Here is a 22,302-nt window from a genome sequence, read left to right on the forward strand (position 1 = left end):
AGGCTCAAATCCTGCAAATTTAAATCGAAAAAACAGTCGCCCGGCGGGTCAAACCAGCGTTTCGACAACCCATTTGCCATCCTGCTGGCACAACTGGCGGTCACAACCCCGATCGGCCGGGTCTACACCAGCATCGTCCGGAAGGGCACGCACCACCGTCTCGGTCATTCGTAAGCCGGAAATCACCCCTTCGAGGGATGAATCATCGACTGCAGGCGCCCAAATGGCACCAGATCGCTTGGACGGCCTTTCTCCCAAGGTTACCAGCGCGCGGATGTCCAGGCTAAAACCGGTCGCCGGACGAGCACGACCGAAATCGCTGCCAATGGCGTCATACCGACCACCTTTGCCAATCGCATCACCGTGCCCCGGTACGTAGGCCGCAAAAACCAGACCGGTGTGGTAGTTGTAACCGCGCAACTCACAGAAGTCGAAACCCAAATCCACTTCCGGAAAATCCCGGGCCAACATATCGGCTACCCGGCCCAGTTGTTCCAGAGCCGCATCCAGCGCACTCGAGGCGCCGCCGAGAATCTCGCGTGCGGTCGCCAATGCCTCAACGCCACCGCTGACCCGCGCCAATTCCCGCAATCGGGCACCGGCGGAACCTGCAGGACAAGTACCAAGCAGAGCGTCCAGCTCCGGCACAGACTTACGGGCCATGGCATCGAATACGGCGGCTTCGGTGTCACGGTCAAATCCGGCTTCATTGATCAGGCTTTCGTATATCGAGACATGGGCAAGATCAAGGTGGACCCGGCGCAAACCGGCTACCCTCAGGGCCGCCAGCATCAGGCTGATGACTTCCAGGTCGGCGGCTTCGGATGCACTGCCGAACAGTTCACAACCGGCCTGAATGGGCGTACGGCCAGTCAGCATATGGCGCGGACGCGTATGCAGCACGTGCCCGGCATAACACAGGCGGGTAACACCCTCCTGGCCAAGTGTATGGGCATCAATCCGGGCAGCCTGGGGCGTCATATCCGCGCGCAGGCCCATCATGCGGCCGGTCAACTGATCGGTCAGCTTGAAGGTCTGCAGCTCCAGATCGTGACCCGTGCCAGTGAAGAGTGATTCGAGATATTCAATCAGTGGCGGAATCACCAGCTGGTAGCCCCAGCGTTGGCAAGTATCCATTACATCCCGCCTAAGGGATTCGATCTGTCCGGCCAGCGGCGGCAGAATGTCTTCCACCCCGTCAGGCAGTAACCAGCGATCAGATACAGTCATGAGATTCTGTCGTCCGTTTTTCCCGCGCCGGCCAAATAACCGGGGGAATGACTCAGGATTTAGGATGCCCGGGCATGAAAAAGCCCGACGCAAAACCCGCAAAATTCTACACCTTTGACAGGCACAAAAAAACCGGAATACCAAGGTATTCCGGTTTTTGATCTTCGCGAGGGATCAGTTCGCGCCCATCGGGTCCTTCAGGAACCGCATGAATGCGCTGTCTGAGTCGATAACCATGATGTCATCCTTACCCGCAAAGGTATTACGGTACGCCTGCAGACTACGGTAGAAACTGTAGAACTCCTGGTCGGAACCATAGGCGTTGGCGTAAATTTCAGCCGCCTGACGGTCACCTTGACCACGGGTTTGCTCCGCTTCCGCAAAGGCGTTCGCCAAAACGACAACCTGCTGACGATCGGCGTCTGCCCGGATGCCTTCAGCCAGCTCCTGACCGCGCGAACGGAATTCCTGGGCTAGTTTTTCACGCTCTGTCGCCATGCGGCGGAAAACGTTTTCACTCACCTGCCCGGGAAGCTCGATACCCTTAACCCGAATGTCGAGGATTTCAATCCCGAATTCGTCGCCAACGGTTTCGTTCGTAAGGTCACGCAAGGTGTGCATCAGCTCATCACGCTGACCCGAAACCACTTCATGCATGGTACGAATACCGAACGCGTCACGCAGACCGTTGTCTACGCGAGACTGGAGCAACGACCGAGCGCGAAACTCGTCGCCACCGGTCGCACGGTAGTATTGGTCGACGTCACGGATACGCCATGCAACGTATGAATCCACATCCAGCGGTTTCTTCTCGACCGTCAGGTACTGACGGGAAGGAAGATCCATGGTTAGAACCCGAACGTCAAACTCACGCACCTGGTCGATAACCGGGGCCTTGAAGTGAAGGCCAGCCTGAATATCGGTCTGCACAAGCTCACCGAAGCGCAGTTTCACGCCGCGATGGGTTTCCGGGATAATATACACGCTCGACAGCACAAGCAGGACAACAATCAGAGCGCCTGCAAGGCCCACTACAGCTTTGGGTCCCATATTATCTGCTCCTCCGAATGTTGTTGTCCTGACGCGTGCGCAACTCCTGCAGAACCTGATCGGCCAGAGTGCCAATCTCGGCCTGGCTGGTTCTGCCACCAGATGATCCGGTGCCACTGGCTGAGCCACTGGTACCCTGCATCAGCCGGTCGAGCGGCAGGTACATCATGTTGCTGCTGCTTTCGGTATCGATAAAGATCTTGCTGCTGTTCGCCAGCACCTGCTCGACTGTCTGGATGTACATACGCTCGCGAGTGACCGCGGGGGCAATTTGATAGACCTCCAGCAGTTGGGTGAAACGAGCGCTTTCACCACGTGCACGTTCGACGACTTCAGACAGATAGGCGTTAGCCTCTTCGATCATCCGCTGAGCCTGACCACGGGCTTCAGGTACGATCCGGTTACGGTAAGTTTCAGCTTCTTCTTTCAGACGCTGCTCGTCTTCACGGGCCCGCTGAACTTCACGGAACGCATCTTGTACAGCCGATGGCGGCTGGGTGCTCTCGACGTTGACCCGGACGATTTCAAGGCCGGTACCGTAGTCGCGCAAGAAGCTCTGCAAGCGTTGCTCAACCCTGACACCAAGTTCCGCCCGGCCTTCGGTCAGCACTTCATCCAGGGATGAACTGCCCACTTCATGACGCAGCGCACTGTCGGTGGCATATGCCAGTGCTTCGTTGGAATCCCGGACATTCAGCACATAATCACGGGCGTCGCCCACCCGGTACTGGACCTGCAAGTCCACGGTCACCAGATTTTCATCCATGGTCAGCATCTGGCCACTGGATTGCGCAGTACGAACATTGGTTACACCAACCTTGTAAACGCGGTCAATCAGAGGCACCTTGAAACGCAAACCTGGATTTTCAGTGGTGCTAAACTCACCGAAACGCAGCACAACGGCGCGCTCCTGTTCGTCTACGGTGTAGAACGATTGAACCACAACGTACCCGACAACAAGAATGGCAGCGATCGCGAGAATGGCACCAAAGCCACCCGCACTTCCGCCAGAACTGCTTCCTCCGCCAGATTTGCCAGACTTGCCGCCTTTACCCCCGAGCATCCGGTTTAGCTTATCAAGCCCTTTTTTCAGCGCCTCGTCCAAATCTGGCGGCCCCTGATCATTGCCGCGACGACCGCCACCGGTTCCCCAGGGGTCGTTGTCGTTGCGGTTTCCACCCGGTTCATTCCAGGCCATAGTTCTCTCCGTTCATATATTATCGAATGGCTGCAAATACTAGGGATTTATCAAGGCCCCGGCAACAGTTTGAGGTATTCAAACTGAACGATCTTCCAATCGGATCGATTCAGCGGCTACTCCAGCACGGCTCAGCAACTGTAACCAGTCGCGGTTTTGCAGCCGCACCTCCAACACAGAATCACCGGTTTCCCGGTGCTCCTCACTAATCACCGAGCCCGCTTCGTGCAACAGTGCTCTCAATTTGCCGTCTGACGGCCCCAGCAGTACGAAGTGATGCACCACGTCCTCTGCCAGGCGCTCCACAACGGCATCGAACAATAACTCAAGTCCCTGCCCGGTCACTGCCGACACCCAGGCACGAACCGGAACACCTTCTTCGTTTCGGTCTATGCGCGGCTCAAACCCGTCCAGCAAATCAATCTTGTTGAACACCTGCAACATGGGAATTTCGTCTGCGCCGATTTCCGTGAGCACACTTTCCACTTGTTCAATGTTGTCGTCACGGCGCGCGTCGTGACTGTCGATCACATGCAGCAAAAGCGTTGCCTGCGTGGTCTCCTCAAGGGTTGCCCGGAACGCCTCAACCAGCTTGTGGGGCAGGTGCCGAATAAAGCCCACGGTGTCGGCCACTACGACCGGTCCTATGTCCGGAAGTTCCAGCCTGCGCAACGTTGGATCCAGCGTGGCAAACAACTGATCAGCAGCATATACGCTGGCGGTGGTCATTCGGTTGAATAATGTAGACTTTCCGGCGTTGGTATAGCCGACCAGTGACAAGGTGGGAATATCCGCCCGCTTTCGCGCCCTGCGCCCCTGATCACGTTGCTTACGGACCTTCTCGAGACGTTTGTGAATGGACTTGATGCGCTCTCTGAGCAGACGGCGATCGGTCTCTAGCTGGGTTTCACCCGGGCCGCGCAGGCCAATACCGCCTTTCTGGCGTTCAAGGTGGGTCCAGCCACGAATCAGTCGGGTAGACATGTGTTCAAGCTGGGCCAGCTCAACCTGCAACTTACCCTCGTGAGTTCTGGCCCGCTGGGCAAAGATATCAAGAATGACTCCGGTGCGATCCAACACCCGGCACTGGAGCTCCCGTTCAATGTTTCGCTCCTGACTTGGTTTCAGGGCGTGATTGAACAGAACCACATCGGCTTCATAGGCCGCTACAGCATCCCGAATTTCGTCAAGTTTGCCATCACCTACAAACAACTTTGGGTTTGGCTGCTTGCGCGAACCGGTCACCATGGTCATCGGCTCAACACCGGCCGACGTCACCAGCTCCCGGAACTCACCGGGGTCTTCAACATCATCGTGGGCGGTAAAATCTATGTGTACGAGAACTGCCCGTTCTCCAACGTCAGGACGTTCAAACAAGATATATCAAGCTCCATAAAAACAAACACCCGCGGCCATTCGAGCTCTTCGGCTGTCCTGGAACGCGGGTGTAGAAACCGGAAAGTCTGCAAAGATCAGTCTTCAGACTCACCCTCAGCCGGGTTCTGCGGCGGCAGGCGCACATTGCGCGCAGGCACGACAGTAGAGATCGCGTGCTTATAAACCATCTGGCTGACGGTATTCTTCAGCAGAATTACAAACTGGTCAAAGGATTCAATCTGACCCTGCAGTTTGATGCCGTTGACCAAAAAGATTGAAACCGGAATGCGCTCCTTGCGCAGAGCATTGAGGTAAGGGTCTTGTAAAGAATGCCCTTTTGACATGTGTTTTCTCCTGTTTATGAGTAAGTGCAGATCGTCATTCTACTGAATTAAATGTGGTGCGAACCCCGGCTTTTTTCAAGGCATCAATCACCACTTGTGGATCACTGAGGTTCAGCCAGTGAACATTCGGCCATTTTCGTAACCAGGTGAGCTGTCGCTTGGCCAGTTGGCGGGTGGCAGCTACGCCTTTACTTACGAACGTCTCATAATCACAACAGTCCGACAGATAATCCCAGGCCTGACGGTAACCAACGCAGCGCATCGATGGCATGTCTGGATTGAGATCACCTCGCGCCATCAGGGCTTGCACTTCATTCAGGAATCCTGATTGGAGCATTGCCTGAAAGCGGCGCTGTATTCGCTGATGAAGCCAGGAACGCTCGACTGGCGCCAAGGCAAACTGGAAAACAGTATACGGCAGGCTCGGGCTTTCGTCTGCCTGCCAACGAGTAATATAGGTGTAATCCTCAATGCCTGACCGATCGCCCTGCACAGAAGTTCCCGACTGCGACTGCCAAATGTCTGAAATTGGCCTTCCGGTCAATCGGATGACCTCAAGTGCGCGCATCAAACGCTGGCGATTGTTCGGGTGAATCAACCTGGCCGCTATCGGATCATTAGCCTTCAGCTCACGGTGCAACTGCTCCCAACCGTGTTCAGCGGCCTCTCGCTCGAGCTGTGCCCGCAGCTCAGGACTGGCTGCAGGCAGATCAGACATACCATGCAGTAGCGCTTTAAAGTACATCATGGTGCCTCCGACCAGTAGCGGAATACGGCCACGGCCTGTGATCTCAGCCATCTCAATCAGAGCATCGCGACGAAAATCTGCCGCAGAATAGGTTTCGGCGGGGTCGCAGATATCTATCAATCGGTGTGGCGCGGCTGCCAACTCGTCAGCACTGGGTTTGGCGGTGCCAATGTCCATGCCGCGGTAGATCATCGCAGAGTCCACACTGATAATGTCACAAGGCAACCGTCGGCAAAGCTCAAGGGCAAGATCGGTTTTGCCCGAGGCGGTCGGCCCCATCAAAAAGATCGCTGGCGGAAGGGGCCCGGGGATGTGCACCTCTGATTCAGACATGGCCAGGCTAGCGCCCCCTCAGGAACAGTTTGTCGAGCTCAGAGAGTGTGACCAGGGTCCAGGTTGGACGGCCATGATTGCACTGGCCACTGCGCTCCGTGGCCTCCATGTCGCGCAGCAACGAGTTCATTTCGGGGATCGTCAGTTGCCGGTTTGCCCGCACCGAGCCATGGCACGCCATGGTCCCCAGCAATTCATGGGTAACGGCTTCAACCCGGTCGCTCTGACCGTGTTCAATCAGATCAGCCAGTACGTCACGCACCAACTGCTCGGTATCCGCTCCCCGTAACAAAGCAGGCATTTGCCTTACCGCCAGGGTTTCCGGTCCGATTCGCTCAATCTGCAACCCCAACTGCTGCAACTCCTCACCGTGTGTCTCTGCCAGCGCAGCCTCCTTCTGGCTGACCGCCAGCGACAAGGGCACCAACAAAGGCTGACTCTTCAGGTCTTGCTCGACCAATGCACGCTTCATCCGCTCATAAGTGATGCGCTCATGAGCCGCGTGCATGTCAACAACGATCATTCCGGCCCGGCTTTGGGCGAGAATATAAACCCCGTGCAACTGGGCGATGGCATAACCCAGCGGTGGCTCATCGGCACTGTCTTGCGGGGGGGTGATCGACATAGGCTGCGGCGTATAACCGCCCGGCGCCGGTGCAACACCGCCGCCTTCATTCAGGGATTGATAGAACCCCATCTGGTCGCTGGCTTTCCATTCCTGCTGGCGCGGCAGGGGTGCGGAATGGCCAAACCCGCCTTGCGCAGACGCTTGCTCTGAAACCGGGGACGGCTGAGCGCCATAGCCTGCGAGTGCGGGTGCAGGCGAGCCCGCTGATGGCATGGCAGGCTCCCGACCAAAAGACTGGGCCGCCGCACCTCTTAGCTGATCATCTGGTCGCACATCCGCCAACGCCCGATGCAACGTCCGAAAGATAAAATCATGGACCAGGCGACCGTCACGAAATCTGACCTCATGCTTGGTCGGGTGCACATTGACATCTACGGTGGCGGGATCAACGTCCAGGTACAGGACAAAGGCAGGATGGCGGTTGTTGTAAAGCACATCCCGATAAGCCTGGCGCACAGCATGGCCGACAAGCTTGTCGCGGATCACCCGACCATTCACAAAGAAATACTGCAGGTCAGACTGACTGCGCGAAAAAGTCGGCAAGGCCACCCAACCCCACAACCTCAGGCCAGTCGCTTCCGCATCGATAATGACGGCGTTGTCGACAAACTGCTGACCGCACAAAGAGCCAATCCGCCGCTCTTTGTCTACCGCAGACTCTGCGGGCCGTAAGCTCTGCACCACACGCTGGTTATGGCGCAACGTGAAACCCGCATCAAAGCGACTCAGAGCCTGCCTGCGAATGCACTCTTCTACATGATTGAATTCGGTTTTTTCAGTGCGCATGAACTTGCGCCGTGCCGGGGTATTGAAAAACAGGTCACGGACTTCGACGGTGGTACCAACTGGATGAGCGGCCGGGGATATTCGTGCATCCATATCACGGCCTTCCACTTCCACTCGTGCAGCGGCTTCCTGATGCTCCGTACGCGACGTCAGCGACAGGCGAGATACAGAGCTGATACTGGCAAGAGCTTCACCCCGGAATCCGAGCGTGCCAACCGCCTCAAGATCGTCCAGAGTAAGAATTTTACTGGTGGCATGCCGGCTCAACGCCAGCGGAAGATCGGATTCGTCGATACCGGAGCCGTCGTCACGAACCCGAATCAGCTTGACGCCGCCCTGCTCCACCTCGATATCAACCCGGCTTGCACTGGCATCCAGCGCGTTCTCCACCAGCTCTTTAACCACTGATGCAGGGCGCTCCACCACCTCACCAGCAGCAATCTGGTTAGCGAGCCGGGGCGAGAGCAACTGAATGTGGGGCATATCCGGGAACTACCTCTTGATCAGGATGAGGGAATACGAATGGTTTGCCCTACCATAACACGATCGTCGCTCATCCCGTTAAAGCGCATAAGCTCGCTAACGGTGGTCTGATTCTGCCTGGCAACACCCGATAAGGTGTCGCCGCGCTGAATACGATACTGACTGACCTGACCACCGCCCCGCTGATTATCTTTCTGCCAGGCTAACAGCGTGCCAGGCGGGGGAGTCCGGTGAAAATATTCGTTGATTCCATCCATAACAGCATGGGCCAAGCGGTTCCTGTAGGCCCGAGAACCCAAGTTCTTCTCTTCTGTCGGGTTGGAGATAAAACCTGCCTCGACCAGGATGGATGGGATATCCGGAGATCTCAACACGGCAAACGCAGCTTGCTCAACCCCCGGCTTGTGAAGCTTGGCCACGTCCCCCAACTTGCCCAATACTGAGCTGCCAACACCCAGACTTGCATTGATACTGGCGGTCATGGACAAGTCCAGCAAGACACCGGCCAGCACATCATCACGACCCTCCAGCGATAAGCCGCCGGCACCACCGATCAGGTCAGATCGATTCTCGCTTTGCGCCAACCAGCGAGCGGTTTCACTGGTCGCTCCCCGTTGCGACAACGCAAACACTGAGGCACCGCTTGGCTGCGGCGTGCGAAACGCATCAGCATGCACCGAAACAAACAGGTCGGCGTTGTACTTGCGAGCCAGCAGCGTTCGGTTACGCAGTCCGATGTAATAATCCCCGGTACGAGTCATTTTGGCGGTAAAGCCTGGCTGCTTATTGATCAGATCCACCAAAACTTTCGACATACTCAAGACAACGTCTTTTTCTCGCGTACCCCGCGGACCAATCGCTCCCGGGTCTTCGCCACCATGGCCTGGGTCAACCACGATCACAATATCCCGCTTGCCAGCGGCATCCTGCGTCACGGTCGGGCTGGTTGCACGCTCCAAGCGACTGCCTTTTTCATCAATCAAATCAACCACCAGCCGGTGCCCGTATTGCTGATTGGGCTCCAGCACAAAGCTGCGGGGCTTGATATCACTTTTCAGATCAAGAACGACTCGCAGATCACCACCATTCCGCGGGGCGCTGCGGATGCGCTGAATCGGGCTACCACTGAGATCGACCGTGCTGAGGTCGGCCTTCAATGAGGTGTTCTTCAGATCAATCACCAACCTGGACGGCCCGGAGAGCGCAAACACATTGTGATCCACGCTACCTTCGGTATCGAGTACCAGGCGGGTATGATCCGGTGCCGGCCAAATCCGAACTCCTTCGATCTGACTACCGGCCTGCACCAGACTCGCCGCCAGGGCGAGCATTAACAGCAGAACAATTTTCATGAATCCGGTCCTATCAACTCAATATCGTTCAAAAGCGCCGCCCCAAGCTCCGAGCGGGCGCGCAACACCACCGAACGCCCTTCACCTTGCCGCTCAAGGTGAATCTCGATGTCCGGGTCGGGCAGCACGCCCTTGCCCCGCTCTGGCCATTCGATGAGACAAAAATTTCGGCCTGAGAAATAATCCCGGATGCCCATGTACTCCAGCTCTTCAGGATCGCCCAGGCGATAAAGGTCAAAGTGATAGGCCGGCGGGTCCAGCTCTTCGTAGGGCTCAACCAGCGTGTAAGTGGGGCTCTTTACCGCACCCTTGTGCCCCAGGCCTCGCATGACTCCGCGGCTCAGGGTCGTTTTGCCCATACCAAGATCACCTTCAAGAAACACGGTAATGCTTTGATCAGAGGATTGAGCCAGAGCTGCCAGCTCACCTCCCAGTTTTTCGGTTTCCGATTCATTCTCCAGAAACAACCGGCGTTCATTGCCAAAGACAGTCATAACCCCTCCCGGTCGTAACCACGGTCTACTTGTTCGGTTTCTCTCAGGATGCGTGGCATGGCCTCAATCACATCGCCAGGCATCAGGCCCATGTATCCGCAATCCTGGGCGGCACGATCTGCCGCTGCCAGGTGCAGCGCTGCAGCCATCACCGCAACCTGCGAGGGGTCGCTCATCTGGCCTGCCAATGCGCCAATAATTCCCGACAAGACATCCCCCATGCCACCGGTCGCCATGCCCGGATTAGCACCAGCAATCACTGCAGGCTGACCAGAACCACCGGCCACGACGGTGCCCGCACCTTTCAAGAGCACCACGCCACCCCAGATTGACTGAATCCGCCGGGCGGCCGCCAAGCGATCCGACTCTATCTCGCGGACATCACACCGTAAAAGCCGAGCAGCTTCACCCGGATGCGGCGTCAAAATATGGTTATCTGCAACCACCGGCACACGGGTTGCCATCAGGTTAAGTGCGTCGGCATCGAGCACTTTGGGCTTGTCACTTGCCAGCACCTGTTGCAGCATCTGCTGGCCCCACGCAGACTGACCTATCCCGGGGCCACAAACCACAACGTCTGCACTCGCCAACAAAGCCGGCAGTTCAGAGCCGTGAATCACCCCGTGGGTCATCACCGATGGGCATCGAGCCAAGGCAGCGGTTACGTGCTCCGGCCGGGTCGCCAGCGATACCAGGCCTGCCCCAGCCCTGGACGCCGCCTCCGCAGCCATAATCCCGGCCCCACCAAACCCTCGATCACCCGCTACCACGAGCACATGGCCAAAATGGCCTTTGTGGGCGTTCAGCGCCCTGACCGGCAACCAGTGGCGGCAAGCCTGCCAGTCAAAAAGCCGGGCCATCGGCTGCTCACCGCTTTCGATGACGCCGTCATCCACATCAAGCGTTTCGAAAACCACACGGCCACACACATCGGCACCCACGCCGGTATACAAGCCTGCCTTGGCACCAATAAAGGTAACCGTCAGCTCCGCCCGAACCACGAGCCCTTCGGCTGAGCCGGTGGTGGCATTCAGCCCGGACGGAAGATCCACGGCCAGCACAGGCAGCGCAGCCCGATTAATCTGCTGTATAACCCCGGCAAATGGCTCTCGGGGCGCTCCGGTAACGCCCGTCCCCAATAATGCATCCACCACCAGCCCACACGATGACAGCTTGTGATCCAGACCGCCCTCGCTGAGCTCGCTCAAGCCGACAATCGACACCCCCTCAGCCCGGGCCTTATCCAATGCTTTCAGCGCATCGCCTTGGAGCTTCTCAACAGGTGCAACGGCAATGCACTCCACCGGCAAACCATGCCGGTGCGCATTGGCCGCCACCAGATAACCATCGCCACCATTGTTACCCGAGCCACAAAATATCAGTATCGGACCGGGTGTTGGCCAGCGCTTGATCAACTGACGAAACGCCGAGCGCGCCGCCGACTGCATCAACTGAAATCCATCAACACCTTGCTGATCAATCAGATAACGATCCATCGCCCGAACCGAATCGGCGGAATACAGGGCTTCTGGTAGACTGTTCGCAAGGTGCATAGGCATTCGCCGGAGCTCCGATAAAGAATCCAGTTTAAGAAAACTGGCCAGATACCTGTAAAGAATAGCAAAACAGGAAAAAAGGTCATAACTTAATCAAATTAAATCTTCGCAGGCTACACCACCAGTATCGCACTCATGACATCAACTCAGAAATCTGATGACTCAGCGACGGAACATCCGAACCTGGCCACGCTGCCAGGCCAGATCCGGCAGTGGGCAAAAGCACTGGGCTTTGCCGACGCCGGTATTACCCATGCTGACACCGGCCCTCATGCCGAGCGCCTGCAGCAGTGGCTGAGCGCGGGCTACCATGGCGATATGGCCTACATGGCTGATCACGGCGACAAACGCTACACCCCGGATTCTCTGGTGCCGGGTACTCTGCGGGTGATTTCAGTCCGTATGGACTACCTGACTGCCCCGGACAACCCCGGTCGAGTGCTAGCCAACCGTGAAACCGCCTATATCACCCGCTATGCCCTGGGACGGGATTATCACAAACTGATGCGCAAGCGGCTGGCCACGCTGGCCAAGCAGATTGACGCGGCGGTCAGCGGTTACGATTACCGGGCCTTCGTTGACAGCGCACCGGTTCTGGAACGGGGACTGGCACAACGGGCCGGGTTAGGCTGGATCGGCAAGAACAATATGGTGATTCACCCCAAGGCCGGATCGTATTTTTTTCTGGGTGAGATATTCACCAGCGCGCCCTTGCCTGTCGATCCGCCGTTTGATAGCCAACACTGCGGCTCCTGTTCGGCCTGCCTTGAGGTGTGCCCGACCGACGCTTTTGTGGGCGCTCACTTACTGGACGCACGCCGCTGCATCAGTTATCTGACCATTGAGCTCAAAGGCCCGATTCCGGAAGAGCTGCGTTCAAAAATGGGGAACCGGGTGTTTGGCTGCGATGATTGCCAGCTCGTCTGCCCCTGGAACAAGTTCAGCAAACCAACCCGGGAATCCGACTTTCTACCCCGTCACAACCTCAACAACTCCGCCCTTGCTGAGCTATTTTTGTGGAGCGAACAAGAATTTATGAAGCGCACCGAAGGCTCCGCCATACGCCGAACGGGCTATGAGAACTGGTTGCGCAACCTGGCAGTGGGACTGGGCAACGCCCCGTCCACCATCCCGGTGATCGAGGCATTAAAACAGCGGGCAAACCACCCCTCTGAACTGGTGCGGGAGCATGTAGCCTGGGCCTTGCGCCAGCACGGACTGTAACGCCCCGCCTGGGCTTACAGCTTGAAGAAGTGCTCACGGTAGTGACGCAATTCCTCAATGGAATCGCGGATGTCGTCAAGCGCCAGGTGGCTGCCTTTTTTCTTGACGCCGTCGAGGACGTCGGGGCGCCAGCGCCGTGCCAGCTCTTTTATGGTCGACACATCAAGATTCCGATAGTGGAAGAAGTCTTCCAGCTCAGCCATATACTTGACGAGAAACCGTCGGTCCTGGCCAATGCTGTTACCGCAAAGCGGAGACTGCCCTTTCGCCAGGTGCTGCCTCAGGAAATCGAGAGTGTGTTGTTCGGCCTCGGCTTCGCTGATGGTGCTTGCTTTAACACGCTGGGTCAGCCCGCTGGCGCCGTGCGTGTTGGTGCACCATTCGTCCATACCCGCCAACACCTCGTCTGGCTGATGCACGGCAATGACCGGACCTTCCGCCACGACGTTCAGCTCTGAATCAGTGATGATTGTGGCCATCTCGATGATTCTTTCCTGCTCAGGGTCCAGCCCGGTCATTTCCAGGTCTATCCATACCAGTCGGTCGCCGTTACTCATAGTCAAACACCTGTGTCATTGCGGTTGGGTGCGGATCTGGCACCATCAAGTTCTGCCTATTGTCCATGATTCACGTATCATGTGTCACACCACTTTCCCGCAACGCACGGAACCCAATGGCCAAGCGCAAACTGAACAAACGCCAGCAATGGCGCATCGAGAAAATCCAGAACGAGCGGACCACCCGTATGGCTCGCCGGGAAAAAGCCGTTGAGGAACAAGCTGAGGCCGGAGAACTGGGGCCGGAGCAGGAGGGGTTAGTCATTGCCCACTACGGGCAGCAGCTGGACATTGAAGCCCTGGAAGGCGACGAGCCTGGGCGGGTATTCCGCTGTTTTGTGCGGGCCAATATTGACAGCCTGGTGACCGGAGACCGCGTAGTCTGGCGCCCGGGGAAAAGTGAGACCGGGGTCATCGTTGCCCGCTGTGAGCGAGACAACCTGCTGCAGCGGCCCGACAACTTCGGCGCACTCAAACCGGTTGCCGCCAACATCGATCACATTATTCTGGTGATTGCACCGGAGCCCGAGCCCCATGACAATCTGATCGACCGCTACCTGGTCGCCTCCGAGAGCTCAGACATTCCTGCGGTGATTCTGCTTAACAAGACCGACCTGATCAACGATCACAATCAAGAGCAGATTGACACCCTGCTGGCCCGCTATGAAGCACTCGGTTACAAGGTTGCCAGGACCTCCGCCACGGCTGGTGACGGCAAACCCGCACCGGAGGTGGAGGCGCTGGTGCGGGATCAAACCACGGTGTTTGTGGGCCAGTCCGGAGTCGGCAAATCGTCGATTATTCAAACCCTGCTGCCGGATGAGCTGCTACGGGTGGGCGCGGTATCCGAAAGCACCGGCAAAGGCGTACACACCACCACCACCGCAAAGCTCTTTCACCTGCCAGCCGGGGGCGACCTGATTGACTCCCCGGGCATTCGCGAATTTGGACTGTGGCACATGACGCCGCAAGAGGTAGAGTATGGCTTCCGGGAGATCCGCCCGCTGATCGGCATGTGCAAATTCCGGAACTGCCGTCATATGGGCGACCCCGGCTGTGCACTGGATGCCGCAGCCGAGGCCGGCACCGTGTCCCGGGCGCGACTGAAGAGCTTTCATCGGATCCTGCAAGGCATGGCCGAGCAACAAGCCCGGGGGCTCAAGCTGACCTGATCACGCCCAGGCCCGGGTGCGCGCCGGACTTACCAGTTCAGCTCGCCGGGCTCGGGTTGCTGACGTTCCTGGAACCAGTCACCTCTTTCCAGCCGATCTGTCGCTTCCTGCTGTTCTTCTTCACTAGGACGTGTCAGATCAATAACGGGCTGATCGGACCGTCCCGCGCCGGTTTCTATACCGTCGGCGGTTTTCTTGTTCAGAACAATGATGGAAATACGTCGATTGACCGGCGCGACGGGGTTTTCTTTATCGAACAGTACAGAATCACTCAACCCCACCACACGCGCAATCTGCTCCAGGCGCACACCGCCAGCGACCAGTGCCCGGCGCGCCGTATTGGCGCGATCTGAAGAAAGCTCCCAGTTTGTATAGCCCGGCCGCCCCCTGAAAGGCGTGGCATCGGTATGACCGGTAATGCTGAGCTTGTTGTTGACCGAACCCAGGGTATTGGCCAGCTCGAACAAAATGTCCTGGGAATAATACTTGAGTTCTGGCCGCCCGCTGTCGAACATGGGCCGCCCGGAGCGATCCACAATCTGAATTCTCAGCCCTTCATCAGTAATATCAATGAGCAGCTGATCCTTGAATTCCTGCAAGGTCTCGTTTTGTTCGATTCGCTCTTGCAGCTCCTGGAACAGCTGCTGCATTCGCCGCTGTTCCAGTGTGTCTGCCAACTGATCTACCACCTCATCCTGAATCTGGATACGGCTGGAGTCGATATCCTGAGTAGCTTCGTTAATAACCGAAGCGCTGCCACCAAGGTCCACCGGGCTGGACGAACCACCTTCCATAAAGCCGATAGGATCTTTGAAATACCCCTCAATCGCCAGCTTCTGCTCTGGAGACGCTGTCGCCGTTAGCCAGAGCACCAGAAAGAACGCCATCATGGCGGTGGCAAAATCGGCAAACGCAACTTTCCAGGAGCCACCATGGTGCCCGGCTGCAACGACCTTTTTACGCTTGATGATGATCGGTTGTTCTTCCACACCCTAACTCCGGCTGCCGCTGCTCCGATAACTATTTGGAGCGCACGTGATCGTTCAATTCCTGGAAGCCAGGGCGTTTGTCGGTGGGTAGCGCTTTACGACCAAACTCAATGGCCATTTGCGGCGCCTGCCCAGACACAGTTGCTACCACAGCCGACTTCACACATTCATAGGCCTTGAGCTCATATTTAGCGGAGTGTTCCATGGAGATGGACATGGGCCCGACAAAGCCATAACCCATCCAGATACCCAGAAAGGTGCCGACCAGGGCCGCCGCCACACTCAGACCGATCTTTTCCGGACCCTCGGTCAGGAAGTTCATGGTTATGACGATGCCCAGAACCGCGGCCACAATACCAAGGCCTGGCAGGGCATCCGCAATCTTGTTCACGGCGTGGGAGGGTTCTTCCAGCTCATGCTGACGGCTGTCGATTTCGTTTTCCATCATGCCTTCGAGCTCATGGGGCGCCATGTTGCCCGAGCTGATGATGCGCAGATAGTCGGTAATGAAATCAAGCAAATGACGCGACTTCATGATGGCCGGGTAGCGGGTGAAGATCTGGCTGTTCTCGGGGTTATCGATATCTTCCTCGATCGCCATCACGCCCTGCTTTCGGGATTTGTCGAAGACTTCATACAGCAGGCTGAGCAGGTCCATGTAATAGGACTTGTTGAACGGCGAGCCGGTGAGCAGGCGCATGACGCCCTTGCCCACTTCTTTGACGGTATGCATCGGGTTGGCAATGATAAAAGAGCCCACCGCCGCGCCGCCAATGATTAAAACCTCAGTCGGCTGCCACAAGACTGCAAGATGACCGCCATGCAGGACGTACCCGCCCAGCACACTCATTACAACTATTACCGCACCAATAATCAGCAGCATGGGTGAATGTACGCCTTTTGTTGTCTGGTTGACCGCTACCGCTAGCCAGGATGAGTCGTTTACGCCTGAGCACAGCACAGCGCTTTGATCATAGCAAGCCTCTGCGCCAACCGCGAAGCCATGAAACAATTTCTATACATAGCCCAGTGTTTGCTAGACTGCCGGCTTTGTTCTGCCGAGAGCCCTTTGATGTTTGATAAACTGTTTGTTCTGAGCCAATACGTTACGCCCCAGCGCACCGTCTCCCACTTGGCTGGGCGCCTGGCCGACAGCACCCGCACGCCCGCCTTGAAAAACCGTGTTATTAACTGGTTTATCGGCCGGTACGGCGTAAACATGAGCGAAGCGGCTGAACAAGACCCGACCGTTTACCCCTCATTTAATGCGTTTTTCACCCGCGCGCTCAAGCCTGGCGCTCGCACCATTGCCGAAGGCAGTGACATCTTTGTCAGCCCCGTAGATGGCGCCATCAGCCAGCTGGGACAAGTCAGCAATGACCGGGTGTTCCAGGCGAAAGGCCAGTCATTCGGACTAACTGAACTGCTGGGCGGAGACGACGCCGGCGCGGAACCCTTCCGGGGGGGCGAGTTTTCGACCATTTACCTGTCGCCCAAGGACTATCACCGCATTCACATGCCAATGGCAGGTAAACTACGCGAAATGATCTACGTGCCCGGCAACCTGTTTTCGGTCAATCCGGTAACGGCACAGAATGTCCCTAACCTGTTTGCCAGAAACGAGCGGGTGGTCTGCATTTTTGATACCGATTCCGGACCCATGGCCATGGTCCTGGTGGGCGCTATGATCGTTGGCAGCATGGAAACCACCTGGGCCGGCGTGATTGCACCGAACCCGGCCAAATTAACGCGCTGGAGCTACCAGGGCGAAGAGGCTATCCAGTTTGAGAAAGGCCAGGAAATGGGTCGGTTTCGACTGGGTTCCACCGTGGTTCTGGTGATGCCCAAAGGGGCCGTGGAATGGGGACCGGAACAAGTAGCCGGCAAAACCGTCCGTATGGGTGAGGCGTTCGGCAAGCTGGCCACTGTCGTTTCCTGACCCTTGCCTTCAAGCCCGCTCTATGGGGAAAGCAAGAACCTCTTCAATGCTGGCCGCGCCCGTCTTCAGCATCAGCAACCTGTCCAGTCCGAGCGCCACTCCGGAACACTCGGGCAGACCGGCGTCCAGCCCCGCCAGAAATGCCTGATCAACCATCATCTCCGGCTTGCCGCTGGCTCTGCGCTGGCGGTTGTCGGCGATAAAACGTTCCCGCTGCTCGGCGGGGTCGGTCAATTCCCAGTAGCCATTGCATAACTCGATACCCTTAATATAAAGCTCGAAACGATGAGCCACCGGGTAACCGTCATCTGACGACACCCTGGCGAGGGCCGCCTGGGATGCCGGATAGCGGGTGATGAAGACCGGCCGCTTCTGCCCCAGTTCCGGCTCTACCCTGAAACTCATCACCAGATCCAGGCAATCGTCGCGACTCATGCCCGCCAGCTGCTCTGGCTCCAGCCATTGTTCACAGTACTGGTAAAGATCGTGATCGGAGATTGTCATCGGATCAAAACCCGCAATAACACGCAACGCGTCACGATAGGTCAACACGTCCGGGCGTTCACAATCCAGCCAACCACAGACCAGATCGGCCACTTCGGCCATCAATGCGGTGTCATCCAGACCAACCCGGTACCACTCCAGCATGGAGAATTCGGGATTATGACGACGACCTCGCTCGCCATTCCGAAACACTCGGGCCACCTGAAAAATAGACCCGAAGCCTGCCGCCAGCAGCCGCTTCATGTGGTATTCCGGTGACGTCTGCAACCAACCACCGCAGACACCGGCCACCTCAACCTGCGCTGCGATACCTTCGAGGTTCACGTCCGTCACGCCGTGACGCCCCAACAAGGGTGTCTCTACCTCCAGCACCTCTCGCTCAGCAAAAAAGCCGCGCACAAACGCCAATTGTTGTGCACGGCTTTTCAGATTCTCCCGCGAGGCAGTGGGCCGCCAGACAGGCTGATTCGTCATTGCGGGATCAGCTGCTCTTGACGCGGTTAACGTACTCGCCGGAGCGGGTATCGACTTTAAGCACTTCACCGATAACGATGAACAGCGGCACGTTGACGACAGCGCCAGTGGACAGCGTTGCTGGCTTGGAGCCACCCTGAGCGGTATCGCCCTTCATGCCAGGATCGGTATCCACCACTTCCAGTTCAACAAAGTTCGGCGGGGTTACCGACAGTGGCGCACCGTTGTACAGGGTGACCGTGTAGACGTCCTGCTCCTTTAGCCATTTCACCGCATCACCCACCGCCTTGGCGTCGGCGGGGTACTGCTCAAAGGAGCCATCGGTCAGCATGAAGTGCCAGAATTCACCGTCGGTATAGAGATACTCCATGTCCTGATCCATGACATCGGCGGCTTCCAACGTTTCGCCGGACTTGAAGGTGCGCTCCCAGACCCTGTTGGACATCAGGTTGCGCAACCTGACGCGATTGAATGCCTGGCCCTTGCCGGGTTTGACGAATTCGTTCTCCAGGATGATACAAGGGTCGCCATCCAGCAAAACCTTGAGACCGCTACGGAATTCGTTGGTAGAATATGAAGCCATGAAATGTCCACCTGACAGACTGTCGTTAAAATTTCAAAGGTCGCTATGATACAGCGAACCCCTGCCCGTATAGAAGCCCGTAACGAAGAGCCTGTTGCTGACGTTACTGTCGGGCCAGAACCATCCTGTGCCGCAGAGCAGAGCTGGCAGCAGATTCTGGCCGAGTCGGTGACCAGCCCGGCGCAGCTTCTGGCCCGGCTGGGCTTGCCCCAGGAACCATGGTTACAGGGCGCCAATGCCGGCCATCAACTGTTTCCTGTGCGCGTGCCGGAGCCCTTTATCCGGCGAATGCAGCATGGCAACAGCAACGACCCCCTGTTAAGACAGGTGCTGCCTGTGGCCGACGAAGCGCTGCATCAGGCAGGCTATGTTCGCGATCCCCTTGAAGAAAGCTCGGCCATCCAGACCACCGGCCTGATACGCAAGTATGAGAGCCGCGCCTTGCTGATGGTGACCGGGCAATGCGCCATCAATTGCCGTTACTGTTTTCGCCGACACTTCCCCTACGACGATCAAAGACTGGGGCCAGAGGACCGGCAACAGGTCCTGAGCAGCCTTCATGCAAGCCCGAACATCAACGAAGTCATCTTCAGCGGTGGCGATCCACTCGCAGTTAATGACCGACTGCTGGCACAGTGGGCCAGGGCCCTGGCTGAAGTGCCACACATCAAGCGGCTTAGAATTCACTCCCGCTTACCCGTCGTTATTCCTCAGCGAGTCTGCGATGAACTGCTCAACTGGCTCAGGGAAAGCCCTCTTCAGAAGGTGCTGGTGGTACACGTCAACCACCCTGCCGAACTGGATGCACAGACCAGCCGGGCCTTTTCGCGCCTGAGAGATGCCGGTGTTACGCTACTTAACCAGAGCGTCATTCTAAAAGGCGTGAACGACTCGGTGAACACACTTGCCAAGCTCAGCGAGGACCTGTTTGCATCTGGCGTGCTGCCTTATTACCTGCACGCTTTCGACCCCGTCTCTGGAGCCCACCACTTTGATGTCAGTGACCGCAACGCCGCTGCCCTGGTCGCCGAGCTGATGACCCGACTGCCGGGGTTCCTGGTTCCGAAACTGGTGCGCGAGCTCCCGGGCAAGGCCAGTAAAACACCCATTGCCATCAATGGCTTGCCCGTACATTACACGACGGATTGACACCCGCCGGACAAGCTGGCCCGTTATGACTTGTCAAACATTGTCAACTCATGATCTTCTCGCTTTTCGTTGCCGCTTTGCTATCTTAAAGTTCGATGGCGACACAGAATAAAAGCATGTATTTTCGGCACTTTCGGTCGATACATACCTAAAGCGGCTCAGACACTGGCGTGAAAACATGGAAGGTAACATTCTGAAACCTGATTTGAAGGTTCCTGAACAGAAAACGGCAAGTCTGTCGTTCTGCGACACGACACCCAAAGCATTCCGGTTATGGGTCGATCAGTTGCCTATGGCAAACATCGGCGAGGCATCCCGCCAGCTTTACCATGCCGTCATCGAACTGAACCACCTGTTCCTGTCGCCCCAGCAGCGAATGCAGTTTCTCGAGCTCATCCGCGACAAGATCCACTTCGTTTGCAACGAGCTGTCCCGGCACTTTCTGGGGCTGGCCGTCGCGCTTCCGGAAAAGCAACGCAAAATTGCCAACCTGGCGCAGGCTCTTCAACTGCACCTCGCCAGCGGGTATAAACTGTGCGTGCTGGACTACCTCGACAACGGCGGCCTCGAAAAAAACCGCCGACAAGTAGCTACTGCGATTCACAGGGCCATTTCCGAACTGGCCGCAACCATTGTTCGTTCACATCAGCTGTACTGCCCCAGCCCCGCCCAGAGCTGGCTGGAGTGCCACAGACTGTATCGCTTTGCGCATCGGAACAAGCTGAGCACCCAAGAGGTTGACGACGACACGCTGACCCACCGACGCTCCAGCACGGTGGCAGACAGCTACAAACGGATTCTGCTTCTCGGCTGCGCGCGCCCCAACCAATTGAGGCAAGGCGAACTGGCCCTGGTGTACGAGTTGCTGGAATCCTGGACCGAACTCAGCCAGTGTGGTCCCGATATCGGCACAGACAGCCTGTTTGTCATCAATATGGAAACCGACAGCTCACCGGTATATCGGAGTCTGCTGGAGCATAAGGCCGGGGACGAAAGTTTCGGTTTTGACACTCGAGATCTCTCTACCCAGTTGTCAGAAGCTCTGCACGCCCGGCAAAACCATGGCAAGGAAGTCTCCCGGCTACAGATATCACCCAAGGTCAGCGACACCTTGCTGACACATCTGGTACAAGCATTGGGCATTCTCGCCAAACGAAACTTCAACCGCATTGCAAGCCAGGGGACCCTTGAAATCTGTGCCGGCCTGACGGCAGCGCATTATTTTATTGCCGGGGAAAAGACCTTTGCGGAGTTTCTGGACGGCAATAACAACAACGCCCACCCGGAGCAGGACAACCTGTTCATTCGCGACGCCAATCGCAAAAGCGACGCCTGGTCGAGCGCCCACGATGCCGGCCCCAATGAAGACCGACTGCACTCAACAGACACACCGATAAACTTCAAAGGCAATACCGGGGCTGCGGTACCATCAGATACCGACCGCAACCGTCCGCGCGCCACTCAGGCCCTGCTGATCAACACCAGCCCCGGAGGTTACTGTGTAGCCTGGGAAAGCAACCTGCCGGCGTCCCTGCAAGCGGGTGAAATTCTGGGTGTCCGGGAGCAGAAATCGCACCCCTGGAGTATTGCCGTGGTGCGCTGGTTGCGTCAGGTACGTAATCAGGGGACACAAGTCGGCATTGAACTGCTGGCACCCAGTGCAGCGCCGTGCGGCGTTCGGCTGATACAGAAGGTTGGCAACAGCAGTGAATACCTTCGCGGCCTGTTGCTGCCGGAAATCAGCGTGGTCAATCAGGCCGCGACATTGATCACCCCCAGATTACCGTTCCAGAATGGCAGTCGCATCTCACTGCTACACGATGGGCGTGAAGACCAGGGCCAACTTCTAAAGAAGGTGTCGGCCACGGGCAGTATCAGCCAGTTCGAACTGAAGCTGCAAAGCACGGTGGTTATGAAGGGCTCTAATGGTGGACCACCGTCCTCGCCCGGCACTACGGAAGATGAATTCGATTCTCTGTGGCCATCGCTGTAACGCGAGCGTTCACAAAGAGTGTGAACGGCCACTACCGTCAGGGTTGTTATTGACCGTCAACCCCTGCATCATTCAGCGTATATGACCGCCTGGTCCTGAGCACACACAGGAACTCTACGGCAACCCCCTGCCGAGCATG

20 protein-coding genes are annotated in these 22,302 nt (G+C 57.2%); 5 read left to right on the forward strand and 15 right to left on the reverse strand.

From position 1 onward, the window contains the following. Nucleotides 1-48 precede the first annotated feature (48 nt). The 10 genes from IBX51_RS05360 to IBX51_RS05405 form a co-directional block, all read right to left on the reverse strand. Entirely contained in the window at nt 49-1,230 is a 1,182-nt protein-coding gene (locus IBX51_RS05360; RefSeq protein WP_291829446.1) for an ATP phosphoribosyltransferase regulatory subunit, read from the reverse strand. Nucleotides 1,231-1,404: 174 nt separating this feature from the next. Further along, the gene (gene hflC, locus IBX51_RS05365) at nt 1,405-2,280 is read right to left on the reverse strand and encodes a protease modulator HflC (protein ID WP_291829448.1); all 876 of its coding nucleotides are present in this window, start codon (nt 2,278-2,280) and stop codon (nt 1,405-1,407) included. Nucleotide 2,281: 1 nt separating this feature from the next. Then, entirely contained in the window at nt 2,282-3,478 is a 1,197-nt protein-coding gene (gene hflK, locus IBX51_RS05370; protein ID WP_291829451.1) for an FtsH protease activity modulator HflK, read from the reverse strand. Between the two features lie 78 nt (nt 3,479-3,556). Beyond that, nucleotides 3,557-4,858, reverse strand: a complete 1,302-nt coding sequence (gene hflX, locus IBX51_RS05375; RefSeq protein ID WP_291829494.1) for a ribosome rescue GTPase HflX — start codon at nt 4,856-4,858, stop codon at nt 3,557-3,559. A gap of 92 nt (nt 4,859-4,950) precedes the next feature. Then, a complete protein-coding gene (gene hfq, locus IBX51_RS05380; protein WP_044384232.1) occupies nt 4,951-5,199 on the reverse strand; it encodes an RNA chaperone Hfq in 249 nt (82 codons plus the stop codon). Nucleotides 5,200-5,233: 34 nt separating this feature from the next. Next, complete coding sequence (gene miaA / locus IBX51_RS05385; protein ID WP_291829456.1) at nt 5,234-6,280, reverse strand: tRNA (adenosine(37)-N6)-dimethylallyltransferase MiaA; 1,047 nt, start codon at nt 6,278-6,280, stop codon at nt 5,234-5,236. Nucleotides 6,281-6,287: 7 nt separating this feature from the next. Further along, nucleotides 6,288-8,177, reverse strand: coding sequence for a DNA mismatch repair endonuclease MutL (mutL, locus tag IBX51_RS05390; protein ID WP_291829457.1), 1,890 nt, complete (start codon nt 8,175-8,177; stop codon nt 6,288-6,290). 20 nt (nt 8,178-8,197) lie between these two features. Beyond that, the gene (locus IBX51_RS05395; protein ID WP_291829459.1) at nt 8,198-9,529 is read right to left on the reverse strand and encodes an N-acetylmuramoyl-L-alanine amidase; all 1,332 of its coding nucleotides are present in this window, start codon (nt 9,527-9,529) and stop codon (nt 8,198-8,200) included. After that, on the reverse strand, nt 9,526-10,023 hold the full coding sequence (gene tsaE / locus IBX51_RS05400; RefSeq protein WP_291829460.1) for a tRNA (adenosine(37)-N6)-threonylcarbamoyltransferase complex ATPase subunit type 1 TsaE: 498 nt from the start codon (nt 10,021-10,023) through the stop codon (nt 9,526-9,528). The genes IBX51_RS05395 and tsaE overlap by 4 nt, the downstream gene beginning before the upstream one ends. Next, entirely contained in the window at nt 10,020-11,582 is a 1,563-nt protein-coding gene (locus IBX51_RS05405) for an NAD(P)H-hydrate dehydratase (protein ID WP_291829461.1), read from the reverse strand. Before IBX51_RS05405 ends, tsaE begins: the two co-directional genes overlap by 4 nt. Nucleotides 11,583-11,714: 132 nt before the next feature. Here IBX51_RS05405 and queG point away from each other — a divergent pair, with 132 nt between their 5' ends. Further along, complete coding sequence (queG, locus tag IBX51_RS05410) at nt 11,715-12,803, forward strand: tRNA epoxyqueuosine(34) reductase QueG (protein WP_291829463.1); 1,089 nt, start codon at nt 11,715-11,717, stop codon at nt 12,801-12,803. A 14-nt stretch (nt 12,804-12,817) separates the two neighbouring features. Here queG and orn read toward each other — a convergent pair whose 3' ends face one another. Further along, entirely contained in the window at nt 12,818-13,360 is a 543-nt protein-coding gene (orn, locus tag IBX51_RS05415; protein ID WP_291829465.1) for an oligoribonuclease, read from the reverse strand. Between the two features lie 116 nt (nt 13,361-13,476). Between orn and rsgA the strand changes: the two genes are divergently transcribed. Continuing rightward, complete coding sequence (gene rsgA / locus IBX51_RS05420) at nt 13,477-14,532, forward strand: small ribosomal subunit biogenesis GTPase RsgA (RefSeq protein ID WP_291829467.1); 1,056 nt, start codon at nt 13,477-13,479, stop codon at nt 14,530-14,532. Between the two features lie 29 nt (nt 14,533-14,561). Here rsgA and motB read toward each other — a convergent pair whose 3' ends face one another. After that, nucleotides 14,562-15,521, reverse strand: a complete 960-nt coding sequence (motB, locus tag IBX51_RS05425; protein ID WP_291829470.1) for a flagellar motor protein MotB — start codon at nt 15,519-15,521, stop codon at nt 14,562-14,564. A gap of 31 nt (nt 15,522-15,552) precedes the next feature. Further along, the gene (gene motA / locus IBX51_RS05430) at nt 15,553-16,404 is read right to left on the reverse strand and encodes a flagellar motor stator protein MotA (RefSeq protein WP_291829472.1); all 852 of its coding nucleotides are present in this window, start codon (nt 16,402-16,404) and stop codon (nt 15,553-15,555) included. A 189-nt stretch (nt 16,405-16,593) separates the two neighbouring features. On the opposite strand from motA, the gene asd reads away from it, so the two are divergent. Beyond that, nucleotides 16,594-17,460: an archaetidylserine decarboxylase gene (asd, locus tag IBX51_RS05435; protein ID WP_291829473.1), complete on the forward strand. Its 867-nt coding sequence runs from the start codon at nt 16,594-16,596 to the stop codon at nt 17,458-17,460. Nucleotides 17,461-17,469: 9 nt separating this feature from the next. Here asd and epmA read toward each other — a convergent pair whose 3' ends face one another. Next, complete coding sequence (gene epmA, locus IBX51_RS05440) at nt 17,470-18,438, reverse strand: EF-P lysine aminoacylase EpmA (RefSeq protein WP_291829475.1); 969 nt, start codon at nt 18,436-18,438, stop codon at nt 17,470-17,472. 7 nt (nt 18,439-18,445) lie between these two features. Beyond that, nucleotides 18,446-19,021, reverse strand: coding sequence for an elongation factor P (gene efp / locus IBX51_RS05445; RefSeq protein ID WP_291829476.1), 576 nt, complete (start codon nt 19,019-19,021; stop codon nt 18,446-18,448). Between the two features lie 45 nt (nt 19,022-19,066). Here efp and epmB point away from each other — a divergent pair, with 45 nt between their 5' ends. Both epmB and IBX51_RS05455 read left to right on the forward strand, forming a co-directional pair. Continuing rightward, a complete protein-coding gene (gene epmB / locus IBX51_RS05450) occupies nt 19,067-20,170 on the forward strand; it encodes an EF-P beta-lysylation protein EpmB (RefSeq protein WP_291829477.1) in 1,104 nt (367 codons plus the stop codon). A 178-nt stretch (nt 20,171-20,348) separates the two neighbouring features. After that, a complete protein-coding gene (locus tag IBX51_RS05455) occupies nt 20,349-22,163 on the forward strand; it encodes a GTPase (protein WP_291829480.1) in 1,815 nt (604 codons plus the stop codon). Nucleotides 22,164-22,302: the final 139 nt, after the last annotated feature.

Source organism: Marinobacter sp. (assembly GCF_014859525.1).
In the GTDB taxonomy this organism is placed as follows: Bacteria; Pseudomonadota; Gammaproteobacteria; order Pseudomonadales; family Oleiphilaceae; genus Marinobacter.